Source organism: Nonomuraea sp. NPDC003201 (assembly GCF_053590415.1).
Genome location: NZ_JBSFTC010000096.1, coordinates 1 through 14,257, shown reverse-complemented (window position 1 = coordinate 14,257; position 14,257 = coordinate 1). Strand labels below are relative to the sequence as shown.

12 protein-coding genes are annotated in these 14,257 nt (G+C 71.7%); 3 read left to right on the top strand and 9 right to left on the bottom strand.

Features of this window, described 5'->3' with window-relative positions:
• Nucleotides 1-31: 31 nt before the first annotated feature.
• The 6 genes from ACWDX9_RS29130 to ACWDX9_RS29105 all read right to left on the bottom strand — a co-directional run bounded on the left by ACWDX9_RS29130 (nt 32) and on the right by ACWDX9_RS29105 (nt 7,769).
• Complete coding sequence (locus ACWDX9_RS29130; protein ID WP_364241208.1) at nt 32-733, bottom strand: ABC transporter ATP-binding protein; 702 nt, start codon at nt 731-733, stop codon at nt 32-34.
• Complete coding sequence (locus ACWDX9_RS29125) at nt 730-2,508, bottom strand: branched-chain amino acid ABC transporter ATP-binding protein/permease (protein ID WP_449959430.1); 1,779 nt, start codon at nt 2,506-2,508, stop codon at nt 730-732. Before ACWDX9_RS29125 ends, ACWDX9_RS29130 begins: the two co-directional genes overlap by 4 nt.
• Complete coding sequence (locus ACWDX9_RS29120) at nt 2,505-3,374, bottom strand: branched-chain amino acid ABC transporter permease (RefSeq protein WP_350734399.1); 870 nt, start codon at nt 3,372-3,374, stop codon at nt 2,505-2,507. The genes ACWDX9_RS29125 and ACWDX9_RS29120 overlap by 4 nt, the downstream gene beginning before the upstream one ends.
• Nucleotide 3,375: 1 nt before the next feature.
• Nucleotides 3,376-4,509, bottom strand: a complete 1,134-nt coding sequence (locus ACWDX9_RS29115) for an ABC transporter substrate-binding protein (protein ID WP_449959428.1) — start codon at nt 4,507-4,509, stop codon at nt 3,376-3,378.
• 99 nt (nt 4,510-4,608) lie between these two features.
• Nucleotides 4,609-6,324 carry a thiamine pyrophosphate-binding protein gene (locus ACWDX9_RS29110; protein ID WP_449959426.1) on the bottom strand — a complete coding sequence of 572 codons (1,716 nt, stop codon included), beginning with the start codon at nt 6,322-6,324 and terminating at the stop codon, nt 4,609-4,611.
• Entirely contained in the window at nt 6,321-7,769 is a 1,449-nt protein-coding gene (locus ACWDX9_RS29105; protein WP_449959424.1) for an aldehyde dehydrogenase family protein, read from the bottom strand. The genes ACWDX9_RS29110 and ACWDX9_RS29105 overlap by 4 nt, the downstream gene beginning before the upstream one ends.
• 198 nt (nt 7,770-7,967) lie before the next feature.
• On the opposite strand from ACWDX9_RS29105, the gene ACWDX9_RS29100 reads away from it, so the two are divergent.
• The gene (locus ACWDX9_RS29100) at nt 7,968-8,741 is read left to right on the top strand and encodes an IclR family transcriptional regulator (RefSeq protein ID WP_449959422.1); all 774 of its coding nucleotides are present in this window, start codon (nt 7,968-7,970) and stop codon (nt 8,739-8,741) included.
• A 6-nt stretch (nt 8,742-8,747) separates the two neighbouring features.
• Here the strand turns inward: ACWDX9_RS29100 and ACWDX9_RS29095 are convergent, their stop codons facing one another.
• On the bottom strand, nt 8,748-10,880 hold the full coding sequence (locus ACWDX9_RS29095; protein ID WP_449959420.1) for an outer membrane protein assembly factor BamB family protein: 2,133 nt from the start codon (nt 10,878-10,880) through the stop codon (nt 8,748-8,750).
• 177 nt (nt 10,881-11,057) lie between these two features.
• Between ACWDX9_RS29095 and ACWDX9_RS29090 the strand changes: the two genes are divergently transcribed.
• The gene (locus ACWDX9_RS29090) at nt 11,058-11,999 is read left to right on the top strand and encodes a ThuA domain-containing protein (RefSeq protein WP_364241189.1); all 942 of its coding nucleotides are present in this window, start codon (nt 11,058-11,060) and stop codon (nt 11,997-11,999) included.
• A 15-nt stretch (nt 12,000-12,014) separates the two neighbouring features.
• On the opposite strand, the gene ACWDX9_RS29085 is transcribed toward ACWDX9_RS29090, so the two are convergent.
• Nucleotides 12,015-13,211 (bottom strand): cytochrome P450, encoded by a 1,197-nt coding sequence (locus ACWDX9_RS29085; protein WP_449959418.1) that lies wholly within the window; start codon nt 13,209-13,211, stop codon nt 12,015-12,017.
• Nucleotides 13,208-13,747 (bottom strand): TetR/AcrR family transcriptional regulator, encoded by a 540-nt coding sequence (locus ACWDX9_RS29080; protein WP_449959416.1) that lies wholly within the window; start codon nt 13,745-13,747, stop codon nt 13,208-13,210. Before ACWDX9_RS29080 ends, ACWDX9_RS29085 begins: the two co-directional genes overlap by 4 nt.
• A gap of 187 nt (nt 13,748-13,934) precedes the next feature.
• Between ACWDX9_RS29080 and ACWDX9_RS29075 the strand changes: the two genes are divergently transcribed.
• Nucleotides 13,935-14,257 (top strand): hypothetical protein (locus tag ACWDX9_RS29075; protein ID WP_449959414.1); only part of this gene is annotated, 323 nt, incomplete at its 3' end.

The following is a 14,257-nucleotide window of genomic DNA, read 5'->3' as shown; positions in this document are numbered from 1 at the left end:
CCCCCGGCCGCAGGGTGCCGCAGCCGGGGGGTCACAGGCCGAGGTAGATGCGGCGGACCTGGGGGTCGTCGCGGAGCTCGGCCGAGGTGCCGGTGGCGGCGATCTCGCCGTTCTCCATCACCAGGCAGGTCGTGGTGACGTCGAAGGTGAGCTTGGCGTTCTGCTCGACGAGCAGGATGGCCAGGCCGTCGGCGTTGAGCCGCTTGAGCACGGCGGCGATCTCGGCGACGAGGATCGGCGACAGCCCCATCGAGGGCTCGTCCAGCAGCATCACCTTGGGGCGGCACATCAGGGCCCGTCCGACGGCCAGCATCTGCTGCTGGCCCCCGGACAGGGCCCCCGCCAGGCGGTGGCGCATCTCGCGCAGCACCGGGAAGACCTCGTACACCTCGTCGATCGGCGTGCGCTTCCAGCTCTGCGTGTAGGCCCCGAGCAGGAGGTTCTTCTCGACGCTCAGTCCGGGGAAGACGTGCCGGCCCTCGGGCACGTAGCCGATGCCGTGCCGCACCAACGTGTGCGCGGGCGTGCGCAGCAGGTCGTGCCCGCCGAAGTCGATCGCGCCGGCCTGCCGGGGCGCCAGGCCCATGACGGCCTTGAGCGTGGAGGTCTTGCCCGCGCCGTTGGCGCCGATGATCCCCAGCGACTGGCCGGGTTCGACGGTGAAGGAGACGTCGTGGGCGGCCCGTACGCCGCCGTAGTGGACGGAGAGGTTCTCGACGGTGAGCGTGCTCAACGGGTGGCCTCCTCGGCGGTGGGGGCGGTCATCGAGTCGCCGAGGTAGGCGGCCACGACGTCGGGGTGCACGGCCACCTCGGCCGGCGGGCCGTCGGCGATGACGCGGCCGCCCGACAGCACGGTGACCTGCTCGCACAGCGACATGACCAGGCCCATGTTGTGCTCGATGATCACGACGGTCACGCCGGAGTCCCTGATGGAGCGGACGATCTCGCCGAGCTCACGCACCTCCTCGCCGTTGAGCCCGGCGGCGGGCTCGTCCAGCAGGAGCAGGCCGGGCCGCATGGCCATGGCGCGGGCCAGCTCGATGCGCCGCTGGATCCCGTACGGCAGCGAGCGCGGCTCGGCGTCGGCGACCTCGCCCAGCCCGAACCGCTCGATGAGCTCTGCGGCCCGCTCGCGCAGCTCCCGCTCGTAGCCCAGCACCCTCCAGGGCAGGCCCGGGTAGCGCCAGATCCACGTGGTGGGAGTGCGGTCCAGGCCGACGAGCAGGTTCTCGCGCACGCTGAGGTCCACGAACAGGCGCAGGTTCTGGAAGGTCCTGGCCACGCCGCGGTGCGACAGCCGGTACGGCGCCGCCCCCGTCACGTCGCGCCCGCGCAGCCGCACCGACCCCTGGGTGGGCGTGTAGAAGCCGCTGATGACGTTGAACAGCGTGGTCTTGCCCGAGCCGTTGGGCCCCACGATGCCGCGGATCTGCCCGGCGGGCACGGTGAGCGACACCCCGTCGAGCGCGACCAGGCCCTTGAACCGCTTGGTCACGTCCCGGACCTCCAGCACGTCGCCGTCCTGAGGGGCGGGCGCGGCGGCCTCGTACGGCCGGAAGGGGCCGAGCTGGGCACGCGAGCCGTCGCGGCGGCGCCGCAGGAGCTGGCGGGGCAGCCCGGCCAGGCCCTTGGGCGCGAACACCACCACGAGCACGACCACGAGGCCGTAACCGAGCTGGGCGTAGGCGGAGGCGTCCAGCAGCGCCTCCCTGACCAGGGAGAGCGCGACGGCGCCGACGACGCAGCCCAGGATGCTGCTCCGGCCGCCGATGATCACCATGGCGAGCAGGAGGAACATGTTCGCGATGTTGAAGGACTCGGGTGCGACGAAGCGGATGAGCCCGGCGTACAGGACGCCCGCGACGCCGCCGTACAGGCCGGACAGCACGAAGGCGGTCATGCGCAGCAGCGGGATCTCCGCGCCCAGCGCGCCCGCCGCGAGGTCGTCGTCGCGCATGGCACGGAGTCTGCGGCCCAGCGGCGAGTGGGCGACCAGCAGGGCGAAGGCCAGGACGAGCGCGAAGACGATCAGCTCGACGTAGTAGAAGAGGTAGCCGCTGGACAGGTCGAGGCCGAACATCGGCGGCACCGGCACATCGCTGATGCCCTCGGCGCGGCCCGCGACGGTGGCGTTGGTGACCCAGTTGGTGAAGGCCAGGGCCAGGCCGAGCGTCACGATGCCCAGGTAGTGCGACTGCATGCGCAGCGCGGGCACCCCCACGAGCGCGCCGAAGACCGCGGCGGCCACCACCGCCAGGACCGCGGCGGTCCAGAAGCCGAAGCCGGCCTGCGTGGTGAGGATGGCCACGGTGTAGGCGCCGACGCCGAAGAAGGCGACCTGGGCCAGGTTGATCTGCCCGGCCACGCCCATGGTCAGGCCGAGGCCGACGGCCAGGATCGCGAAGATGATCGCCACGTCGGCGACGTGCATCGAGTAGCCGCCCAGGCCGTAGGGGAGCAGCCAGGCGGCCACGGCGACGGGGACGAGCCAGGCCAGACGTCTCATGCGCGGTTCACCGTGGCCTCTCCGAAGATGCCGGTCGGGCGGATCATGACCACGGCGGCGAACACCAGGAACGTGACCAGCTCCGAGTACTCCTGGAAGTTGCCCGCGGCGAACGCGTCGAGCAGCCCGAAGGCCAGCCCGCCGACGATCGCGCCCGGCATGCTGCCGAAGCCGCCCAGCATGGCGGCCGCGAAGCCCTTGATGCCCAGGGTGCCGCCCATGGTCGGGTTGACGTACAGCATGGGCCCGACCAGGCTGCCCGCCAGCGCCGCCAGGCCCGCGCCGATGGCGAAGGCCATGGCGTTGCTGCGCCCGACGTGGATGCCGACCGCGGTGGCGGCCTGGTGGTCCATGGCGACCGCCTGCATGGCCGCGCCGCGCTTGGTGCGCTGCAGGAACAGCGCCAGCAGCCCGGTCGCCGCCGCCGCGACCGCGATCACGAGCACGTTGTACGTGGGGATGCGGACGCCGGCCAGGTCGATCGGCTCGGTGGCGACGGGGGAGGGCACCGCGTGGCCGGTGGCGCCCCAGACGAGGACCGCCCCCGCCTCCAGGACGGCGCCGAAGCCGATCGTGCCGATCAGCATCAGCGTGAAGTCCTTGTTCTCCAGGGGGCGCAGGAAGCGCTCGATCACCAGGCCGATGAGGCCGGTGACCGCGATGGCCACGACGATCGCGACGGCGAAGGGGAGCCGGCTGGCCAGGTAGAACGTGGAGGCGGCGTACGCGCCGATCATGACGACGCTGCCGTGGGCGAAGTTGACCAGCCCCATGGTGCGGTAGACGATCGAAAACCCCATCGCCACCAGCGCGTACACCGCTCCGAACGTGACCCCGCCGATCAGGGTCTGGAGGAATACCTGCACGTCAGCTCGCGGCCTCGGGCACGACCTTGCCGTCCTTGACCAGGCCGATCTTGGTGGTGTGGATGCCGACGCCGTTGGCGTCGTAGTCGTAGTCGCCCAGCAGTCCCGCGCGCTTGACGCCGCGGATGGCGTCGGCCAGCTTCTGCCCGCCCTCGCCCTTGGTCTGCTTGAGAGCCTCGACGAGGATCGACGCGCCGTCGTACGCCTTGGCGACGTGCATCCGGGCCTCCTCGTTGTAGGCGGCCTTGTACTTGGCGGCGAACGCCTTGATGGCGTCGCTGGCGTCGTTGCTCAGGTAGGGCGAGCTGACGATCGAGCCCTCGGCGTTCTTCAGCCCGGCCGTGGTGGCGTACACGTCGGTGCCCATGGGGGCGCCGCCGGCGAAGACGGCCTTGAGCCCCAGCTCGCGGGCCTGCTTGGCGATCAGACCCGACTGGACCTCCTCGGCGCCGATGAACAGCACCTCCGGGTCCTTCTCGCGGATCTTGGCGAGGTTGGCGTTGAAGTCCTTCTGGTCGGGGGTGACGACCTCGTCGGCCAGCGGGGTGACGCTCCTGGTCCTGAGGGCGTCGAGGAAGGCGTCGTGCTCGCCGCTGCCGTAGGCGCCGTTGTTGCTGATCAGCGCGATCTTCTTCTGCCCCTTCTCGTCCACCAGGTACTTGGCGAGCGTCTCGTCGAAGGTGACGCTGGTCGGCGCGTTGAGGAAGAGGAACGGGCTCTTCAGCTCGGCGAGCTTGGGCGACTGGCCCGAGGTGATGTTCGGGATCTTGGCGTCCTTGAGGATGGGTGCCATGGCCAGGGTGACCGCGCTCTCGGCGGTGCCGAGCATGGCGACGTAGCCCTCGCCGGCGATCTTCCTGGCCAGGTTGGTGCCCACGGTCGGGTCGCCCTGGCTGTCGAACAGGTCGAGCTGGATCTGCCGCCCGTCGACGCCGCCGGCCTTGTTGGCCTCGTCGATGGCCAGCTTCACGCCCTTGTGCTCCCACTGGCCGAGCGAGCTGAGCTGCCCGCTCTGGGCGTCGACGTTCGCGATCTTGATGGGTCCGGTGGCGCCGGAGCCTGACTGGTTCGACTGTCCGGGCGGGGCGCAGGCGGCGAGCAGCACGAACGCGGCCGCGACGATCGGAAATCTCACGATTCACCTCTGGGGGTAGGTGAGAGAGTTAATTCACGGACTAGTACGTTCGTTATAGCGCCGCACGGAAGCGGAGGAAATATCGAACGCGCAACGGTTTCAGTCGGAGAACATCCCCTGATAGATGTCCTTGATGTTCCAGTGGCCGGGTGTCGGCACCGGTTCGTTCACCATCGGGACGTCGATGACCGCGGGACGCCGGTTCGCGACGGCCGCGCGCAGGGCCGCGCCGAACTCGGCGGGCGTGGTGACGGTGTGGCCGTCGGCGCCGCACGCGACGGCGAGCGCGGCGAAGTCCGGGCTGTAGGGCCGCCCGGCCGGGTCGGTGAAGTCGCAGCCGTGGCTGCGGCCGAAGTGGGCCGCCTGCAGGTCCGAGATGGTCCCGTGCGACCTGTTGTTCATCACCACGAAGATCACGGGGGCGCCCTGCTCGACCGCGAGCGGCACGGCGGGCAACTGCGCGCTCATGCCGCCGTCGCCGATGAGCGCGACCACCGTCCGCTCCGGCCGGGCCAGCTGCGCGCCCACGGCCGCGGCCGGGCCGAACCCCATGGTGGAGGCGCCGCCGGGGGTGATGAACCGCCCCTGCGGCGGCAGCTCGTAGCACTGGGCGACGCCGTTCTTGTTCCAGCCCACGTCGGTGACCAGCACCGCGTCGGCGGGGATCGCCTCGCGCAGGTCCGCCAGGATGCGCTCGGGCCGCAGCGGGAAGTCCTCGCTCCGGCCGCGCTCCCTGCTCGCGGCGAACAGCCCGGACCTGGCCTCGCGGATCTTCTCCCTCAGCTCCGGCCTGTCGGCCGGGGGATGGGCCTTGGCGGCCTCGGCCAGCGCCCTGACCGCGAGCCCCACGTCGGCGACCGCGCCGATCGCCACCGGGTAGTTGCGGCCGAGCTCGGCCGGGTCGATGTCGATCTGGATCAGCGTGCTGCCGGCGGAGAAGTCCCAGGTGAAGCGGGGGTCCCAGGAGCTGGCGTCGGTCTCGGCGAAGCGGGTGGCCAGGGCGAGCACGACGTCGGCCTCCCGGGCGTACGCGTTCGTCAGCTCCAGCCCCCAGAAGCCGGGCATGCCCAGCACGAGCGGGTGGGCGTCGGGCACGGTGCCCTTGGCCATGAGCGAGTGCGCGATGGGGAGGTCCAGGTGCTCGGCCAGCGCGATCAGCGCGTCGGCTTCTTCACGCAGGCCGCCGCCGACGTAGACGAGCGGCCGGTCGGCCGCCGCCAGCGTCGCGGCGATCAGCTCGGCGCTCGCCTCGGGCAGGTCGGGCGGCGCCGCGTGGCTGATCGGCGGGTACGGCGCCGCGGGCCGGGAGAAGACGTCCATCGGCACGTTGACGAGCGTGGCGCCCGGCCGTCCCGACAACGCCGTCCAGAAGGCCCGCTCCACGGCCCGGCCCAGGTCCTGGGCGCGGTGCACGTTCCAGGCCCGCTTGACGAAGGGGCGGAAGACCGACGCCTGGTCGCCGTCGGCGTGCAGGTTGATCTCCTGGTGCGGGTGGCGGCCCCGGTAGTAGGAGGGGATGTCGCCGGAGATCACGATGAGGGGCACCGAGTCGAGCGCGGCGGTCATGACGCCGGTGGCGGCGTTGGTCAGGCCGGGCCCGACGTGCACGAGCAGCACGCCGGGCTTGCCGCCGGCGCGGGCGTAGCCGTCGGCGGCGTGCGCGGCGGCCTGCTCGTGGCGGGCGATGACGAAGCGGATGGGGCTGTCGGCCAGCGCGTCGAGCACCGCGATGTTGGTGTGCCCGCAGGTGCCGAAGACGTACTCGACGCCGAGCGCCTCCAGCTGCGCGACGAGCGCGTGGGCGGCGGTGGTCATTGATCTCCCCAGATCGTCAGCCCCTTGAGCATGAGGGTCTTGGTCACGGTGAAGTCCTCGATCATCCAGCGGGGCGACTCGCGGCCGATGCCGGAGTCCTTCACGCCGCCGAACGGGACGTGGTCGAGGCGGAAGTTGGAGGAGCCGTTGACGATCAGGCCGCCGACCTCCAGCTCCCGCCAGGCGGTGAGGATGCGGCGCACGTCGTGGGTGAAGATCCCGGCCTGCAGGCCGTACGAGCTGCGGTTGCACTCCTCGATCACCTCGTCGAAGCCGTCATAGGGGAGCACGGCCACCAGCGCGCCGAACACCTCCTCCCTGACCACCCGCGCGTCGCGGGGCGGCGCGACCACGACGGTCGGCGCCATGACCGCCCCGTCGCGGCTGCCGCCCGCGGTGATGCGGGCGCCCGCTTCGGCGGCCTCGGCGCTCCAGCGGACCACGCGCTCGGCCGCGGCGTCGTCCACCATCGAGCCCACGTCGGTCGCCGGGTCGAGGGGGTCGCCCACGGCCAGGGCCTTCACCTCGCCGGTCAGGGCGTCGGCGAAGTCCTCGAAGCGGGAGCGCTGGACGTAGACGCGCTGCACCGAGATGCAGCTCTGGCCGGAGTTGCTGTAGCCGGTGCGGGCGCAGATCCGGGCCGCCTCGGCGACGTCGGCGTCCTCGCACACGATGGTCGCGGCGTTGCCGCCGAGTTCGAGCAGCACCCGCTTCGGCCCGGCGGCGTGGGCGACGGCGTGCCCGGCCGCGACGCCGCCGGTGAAGCTCACCACGGCGATCTCCGGCGCCGCGCACAGCCGCGCGCCCACCTCGCCGCCGCCGTGCAGGACCTGTACGGCCTCGACCGGCATGCCGGCGTCGAGCAGCAGCTCGACCAGCGCCGTGGAGACGGCCGGGGCCTGCGGCGGCGGCTTGACGATGGTGGTGTTGCCGGCGGCGAAGGAGGCGGCGAGCTTGTGGGCCAGCAGGTTCGCGGGCGCGTTGAACGGCGTGATCGCCAGCACCGGGCCCGCCGGGGCGCGCTGGGTGAGGGCGGTGTTGCCGACCCCGCGCGCCCAGCCCGCCACCGGCAGCACCTCGCCGCCGATCCGCCTGGCCTCGGCCGCCGCGACGGACAGCGTGTCGGCCACCCGCAGCACCTCGCCGCGCCCGTCCTTGAGCGGTTTGCCCAGTTCGAGGGCCAGGAGGCCGGCGAACTCCTCGCCGCGATCGGTGAGCGCGGCGGCGGCGCGCTCCAGGATGTCCGCGCGGGTGGCCGGGGCCAGCCGCGCGATCGTCCTGGCCGAGCGCCGGGCGTAGCCGAGAGCTGTGGTGACGTCGTCGGCCTGCGCCGTTCTGGCCCGGCTGACGACCTGGCGGACGTAGGGGCCGACGCGCTCGGCCCGCGGTCCTTCGGTGAGCCACTGGCCGGCGACCAGGCAGCCGGTGTCGTGGATTGCGTTCATGGCGGCTCCATGGATCCGCTAAGCGGTTCTCATGAACCGCACTGTGGATTGCCTCACGGTATGAGGAGGGTATGGGTTCTGGCAAGACCTTGAGCCACATAGCGGATCATATGGACCATCAAGCGGACTGGATGTTAGCCTGCGGACCGCATGAGAAGGTGGGCAGCAGGTTCACCTTCTACCCACAAGTGAGGACCCGTGCCTTCGAACCTTCCCGCAGAGTCCGGTGAGAGCGGCGGCGTGCGCAGCGTCCAGCGGGCGTTCGACATCCTGTCGCTGCTCACCGAGGAGCGGCGGACGCTGACCATCCGCGAGGTCGTCGAGGAGACGGGGCTGGCCAAGACGACGGCGCTGCGGCTGCTGCAGACCCTGGAGCACATGGGGCTGCTGTGGAGCACGCCGAAGGGCTACGCGGCCGGCCCCGCCCTGTGGCGGTGGGCGCACCTGGCCCGCACGGCGTGGGAGCTGCCGCCGGAGACCGTCCAGCTCATGCGCGAGCTCGGCGCGCGGCAGCGGGAGACCGTCAACCTGTACGTGCTGCGCGACGTCCACCGCGTCTGCATCGCCCAGCAGGAGAGTCCGCAGCCGCTGCGCCACGTCGTACGGGTCGGCGACGAGCTGCCGCTGTGGGCGGGGGCCTCCTCGAAGATCCTGCTCAAAGACGCCCCCGAGCGGCTGCTGTCCCGGGTCGCCCGCTCCTCCCCGTACGGCGAGTCCCACACGGCCACCCTGCGGGAGTGGATCGACCAGGCGGCGCGCGACGGCTACGCGGTCAGCCACGGCGAGCGCGAGCCCGGCCTGTCGGCGGTCGCCGTGCCCGTGACGAGCGGCTCGGGGGCGACCGTGGCGGCGCTGACGCTCAGCGGCCCGACGGTGCGCTTCGGCGACGACCGCGTCGCGGAGTTCGCCGCGGACCTGCGGGAGGTGGCCAAGCGCATGTCCGAACGCGGCTTCGACCACCCCCTCTCCTGAGCGCCGTCAGTAGACGACGATCTTGCCGGTGTTCTGCGGGAAGATCGCGTCGTTGTAGAAGTACTCGCCCGCCGTGTCGAACGTGTGGGTGAAGGACTGGCCGGGCATCAGCACGCCGCTGTCGAACTCGTACTCGAAGAACGACACGGCGGCGTGCGCGGACCTGTTGTCGGCCGGGTTGACGAAGGTGACCGTCGTGCCCTTCGGCACCCGCAGGTGCTGGGGTGACATGGCGTTCTGGGCGACGGTGTTCTCGGTCGCGCCGGGCCGCTGGTTCGCGGCGTCCCAGATCCGGCCGAGCGTGACGGTGGAGCCGGCCACGGCCCCAGTAACGGCCGGTGCCCTGATGTCGTTGCGCTTCCTGGGCGGCGTGGGCGTGGCCGCCGGGGCCACCTTGCCGCCCAGCTTGAACGCCCACAGGTGGTCGCCGCGGGGGATGTCCGGATACGGCAGCCCGTTGCCGCCGGCCAGGACCGCGAGGTACTGCTCGCCGTCGATCTCGTAGCTGATCGGGCTGGTGTGCACGCCGGCGCCGCACTGGAAGCTCCACAGGATCCGGCCGTCGGTGTCGTCCATGGCGTGCAGCAGCCCGTCGGGCCCGCCCTGGAACATCACCCGGCCGCCGGTGGTGAGGATGCCGTTGCCGTGCGCCAGCGACCACTCGCGGTCGAGGGTCCACACCGGCTCGTTGGTGCGCGGGTCCACGGCCGCGATGCCGCCCGCGAAGTACTCGCCCAGCGGGCGCGAGGTGTTGACCCGGCCGTCGTGGGTGTTGGAGAAGCCGGAGTTGATCAGCCCGTACCCGACGTAGATCCAGCCCGTGTGCGGGTTGTACGACAGGTGCGCCCAGTCCGCGCCGCCGCCCGCGCCCGGGAAGATGATCGTGGCCCGGTCCCAGTGCGGCGTGTAGAGGCCGCCCCAGGCGTAGAACGGCACCGGCCTGGTCGCCTTCCCGAACTCGGGCGCCTGCGTGATGAACGGCTCGCCGCCGGGGAAGGGCTGCGTCGGCGCGGTCTTCTGCCGGGGGTCCTGCGGCACGGGGCGTTCCTCCACGCCGTGCAGCGGCTCGCCGCTCTCCCGGTCGAGGATGTAGAACATGCCGGCCTTGCTGCCGTAGACGACGGCCCTGCGCAGTCTGCCCTTGACCTTGATGTCCACGAGCACGGGCGCCATGACGTTGTCCAGGTCCCAGATGTCGTGGTGCACCGACTGGAAGTGCCACCTGCGCTTGCCGGTCTTGGCCTCGATGGCCACGATCGAGTTGGCGAACAGGTTGTCGCCGCCCCGGCCGGAGCCGTCCAGGCGCGGGTAGGAGCCGCCGAACGTCCAGTAGACCAGGCCCAGCTCCGGGTCGACGGCCGGGTGGATCCACGGCACCGCGCCGCCGGTCTTCCAGGACTCGCCCTCCCAGGTGTCGTTGCCGAACTGGCCCTCGCCGGGGCACGCCCAGAAGGTCCAGGCGACCTCGCCGGTGGCGGCCGTGAGCGCGTACGCCCGGCCGCGCGCGCCGCCGGTGCTGCCCTGCATGCCGACGTAGATCAGCCCGTCGTGGTAGACGACGGCGCCGGCCAGGGTGCCGGTCAGGCCGCCGCACTGGCCGTTCTGCGGGTCGCAGCCGCCGGTGTCGCCGCCGCCCTCGTCGTCGGTGATGAGCCGGCGCTGCCAGGCGACCTGGCCGGTGTCCTTCTTCAAGGCGTAGACGATGTTGGCGCCCGAGGTGGAGAAGACCAGGCCCTCGCCGAGGGCGACGCCGCGCATGTTGGTCTGCCTGGTGCCGAGGTTGGTCTTCCACTTGATCGCGCCGGTCCGGCCGTCCACGGCGAAGACGTTCTGCTGCGTGGTCTGCACGTACAGGACGCCGTTCTCGACGACGCAGGTGCTCTGCTGGTGCGCGGCGGTGCTGCCGCCCTCGAGGTTGACGTGCCAGGCGCCGCCCAGGCGGCTCAGGTTCCGGGCGGTGATCTGCTTGAGCGGGGAGTGGTTGTGGTTGCCCAGGTTGCCGCAGACCTTGGGGAAGTCCTTGCCGGCGACGCCGAGTGAGGCGGGCTGGCGTTCCGTGGCGGCCGTGGCGGGTTCCGCGACCGTGGCGGCGGTGGTCAGCGCCGCGGCCGCGCCGATGAGGAAGTTACGTCGTTCCACTGGCACCACACACCTTCGGCGGTCCGCTACATGGACCTATTGATCCATATGACGGACGCACCATAAGCCTCGGCCGAACGTGAAGGCAAGAGCTTGTCCTCGTGCCGGGCCGTGGTTACGCTCGAACCTCTTAGTGGACCATCCGATCCGTCTAGTGGATCGAGGCATGAGGTGCCCATGCGTACCAGACTGTCGATCGCCGCCCTCACCGGCGCGGCGGCACTCCTGCTCACCGCCACCGCTCCCGGCTCCGCCGCCGCACGCGAGGGGGCGCAGAACCTCGGCGACCCCGACTACGGCGTCTGCCGCGGCACCGACCCGCGCTGCTACCACGACTGGGGCAACTTCGACCCCGCCAAGGGCTACCGGCTGCTCGTCTACAGCCGCACCGCCGGCCCCCGCCACGCCCACCTCGGCACCCCGCTCGGCCCCGGGCTCAACCCGCCGCTCAACGACGACAACGTCGCGATCAAGGCCGTGCTCAAGCTGGGCCAGGACAACGGCTTCGCCGTCGACTACACCGAGGACGTCGCCCAGCTGTCCTCGGCGGGGCGGCTGCTGCCGTACAACGCGGTGATGTTCCTCAGCACCACGCGGGACACCCTCGACGACGCCGCGCAGACCGCGCTGCGGCAGTACATCCGGGCCGGGGGCGGGTTCGTCGGCGTGCACAACGCCTTCGGCACCGAGTACAACTGGCCCTGGTACGAAGGGCTGCTCGGCAACGCCAACTTCTACGACCACGCCGCCAACCAGCCGGGCACCGTCGTCACCGCCGACCGGCGCGACGCCTCCACCCAGGGGCTGCCGCAGCGCTGGGCCTTCACCGACGAGTGGTACAACCTCGTCCCGTTCCCCACGCGCGTCCGAGTCCTGGCCAAGGTGGACGAGAGCACGCTGGCCCGCGGCGTGCGCGGCAACCTCGGCCATCCCGGCCACGGCGGCGACCACCCGGTCAGCTGGTGCCAGTACTACGACGGCGGCAGGGCCTGGCTCACCACCCTCGGCCACGACGTCAAGGCGTGGACCGACGAGCCGCTCGACGGCGACCAGTACTTCGTGCAGCACCTGCTCGGCGGTGTGAAGTCCGTCATGGGCATGGCGCCCTTCTGCCGCTGAGCAGGTGCCGGCGGGTCACCAGGCGACGGGGAGCTCGTAGACGCCGTAGACCTGGCCGTCGTGCTTGAAGGGGATCTGGTCCAGGTCCGCCGCCAGGCGCAGGGACGGGATGCGCCGGTAGAGCGTGCTGTAGGCGACCTGCAGCTCCATCCGCGCCAGCGGCTGGCCCAGGCACTGGTGGACGCCGAAGCCGAAGGCCACGTGACGGCGGGCGTCGCGGCGGATGTCCAGCTCGTCGGGGTCGGGGAAGATCGCGGGGTCGCGGTTGGCGATGTCGTTGGCCATGATCATCCCCTCGCCCGCGCGGATGACCTGGCCGCCGATCTCGATGTCCGCCAGCGCGACCCGGCGGCGCCCGCTGTGGGTGATGTTGAGGTAGCGCAGCAGCTCCTCCACCGCGCTGGCGACCAGCCGTGGGTCGTCGTTGTGGCGCAGGAGGGCGAGCTGGCCCGGGTGCCGCAGGAGGGCGAGCGTGCCCAGGGCGATCATGTTGGCGGTGGTCTCGTGCCCGGCGATCAGCAGCAGCACGCCCATCTGGGCGGCCTCCTGCCGGGTCATCTCACCGGCCTTGACCCGCTCGGCCAGCTTCGACAGCAGGTCGTCCGCCGGGTCGGCGAGCTTCTCGCCCATCAGGGAGTCCAGGTACTCGAACAGCCTCGCGCCGGCGGCGGCCCGCTCCTCGGGCGGCGTGCTGCGCCTGATGACGGTCTTGCTGTTCTCCTGGAAGAAGTCGTGGTCGGCGTACGGCACGCCGAGCAGCGCGCAGATCACCAGCGAGGGCACCGGCAGGGCGAACGCCTCCACCAGGTCCACCGGATTCGGGCCGGCCAGCAGGTCGTCGATCAGGTCGTCCACGATCTTCTGCACGGCCGGGCGCAGGGACTCCGTCCGCCTGACGGTGAACTGGGCCTGCACCATCCGCCGCAGCCGGGAGTGCTCGGGGTCGTCCATCATGATGAAGCTGATCGTGCCGCCGGCGCCGATGCGGGGCGCCTGGATCGGGTAGCCGGGGCGGGTGACGTCGGCGCTGACCCTGGGGTCGGCCAGCAGCGCCCGCTGCTCGGCGTACGTGGTCACCAGCCACGGGGTGCTGCCGTCCCACAACCTGACCTTGGCCAGCGGCCCCTCCTTCTGCAGGTCGCGCAGGGGCGGCGGCGGGTCGAACGGGCAGCCCGCCGCTCTGGCCATGGGAAACTCGTGGATCTCGGTCATCGCCGGCTTCCTTCGCGTGAGGTGGTCCGGCCGCCGGGCCCCATGATGGGTGCTGTGACAGGTGCTGTCCACAGTCCGACGGTCGCGTCGATCAGCCCGGTCGCCGTGTCGTGCCAGTCGGCACGGGTCGTGGGCGTGTCCTCGGCCAGCGCGCGTTCGCGCTCGGCGCACACGTGCGCCATGAGGTGGCTCGTCATGTCCCTGCGCTCGGCCCGTACGTCGGGCGGCAGCTCGGGCAGGGTGACCGGGCGCACCAGGCACGCCACCCAGTCGCGTACCTCGCCGGACCCGGCCGTCTCGGCCAGCATGCGGCGGCGGACGCGTTCGATCCGCTCGATGTGCTTGCGCACGATCGCGCGTACCAGGTCGGTCTTCGTGCCGAAGTGGTAGCCGACGGCGGCGTTGTTGCCCTGCCCGGCGGCCTCGCTGACCTGCCGGTTGGAGACGGCGAACACCCCGTGCTCGGCGAACAGCCGCTCGGCCGCCGTCAGGATCTGCTCGCGGGTCGCGCAGGCCCGCTCGGCCCGCACCGTCATGGTCGCCGCCGAGCCGGACCGTACGGCCCTCGCGGCTCGAAGGCGCGGCTCTCACCGCATCCTTGACCCACCATGACCTCCCCGAGTGGACCCCTTCCGCCAGCCAACCAGGTGGGGATACGTAAGTCAAGCGACTGATTTAATAGGGTGGCCAAAAGTGTCGGCGGCGATGGTTAATGTCCCCGCTGTGGATCACTGCGGAGAGATCGAGAAGCTGATCGTCGCACGCCAGGCCGACCGGCTCGCCGAGCAGGTCAAGGCGCTGGACGAGCAGGGGCGCAAGGAGGTCGCCGCCCGATTGCCGGAGCTGCTGAAGGAGCTGCGCGCCCGGTTCGACCGGTGGGACGACGGCCTGGTCGCCTACGGCAGCGCCTTGCGGGTGGCGGGCGCGGCCACCTTCGGCGGGGCGGCGGCCGTGGCGTCCTGGCTCTACCGGCGCGACTTCGCGCCGCAGTGGGCCGGCCCCGACGCCGACGTCGGCCTCGTCCTGGCGGTGCTCGCCGATCGGCC

Bases quoted from the DNA above. Each gene is read 5' to 3' on its own strand.
- ACWDX9_RS29125 (WP_449959430.1), bottom strand. From the start codon at position 2,508: ATGAGACGTCTGGCCTGGCTCGTCCCCGTCGCCGTGGCCGCCTGGCTG.
- ACWDX9_RS29110 (WP_449959426.1), bottom strand. From the start codon at position 6,324: ATGACCACCGCCGCCCACGCGCTCGTCGCGCAGCTGGAGGCGCTCGGC.
- ACWDX9_RS29105 (WP_449959424.1), bottom strand. From the start codon at position 7,769: ATGAACGCAATCCACGACACCGGCTGCCTGGTCGCCGGCCAGTGGCTC.
- ACWDX9_RS29090 (WP_364241189.1), top strand. From the start codon at position 11,058: ATGCGTACCAGACTGTCGATCGCCGCCCTCACCGGCGCGGCGGCACTC.
- ACWDX9_RS29085 (WP_449959418.1), bottom strand. From the start codon at position 13,211: ATGACCGAGATCCACGAGTTTCCCATGGCCAGAGCGGCGGGCTGCCCG.
- ACWDX9_RS29080 (WP_449959416.1), bottom strand. From the start codon at position 13,747: ATGACGGTGCGGGCCGAGCGGGCCTGCGCGACCCGCGAGCAGATCCTG.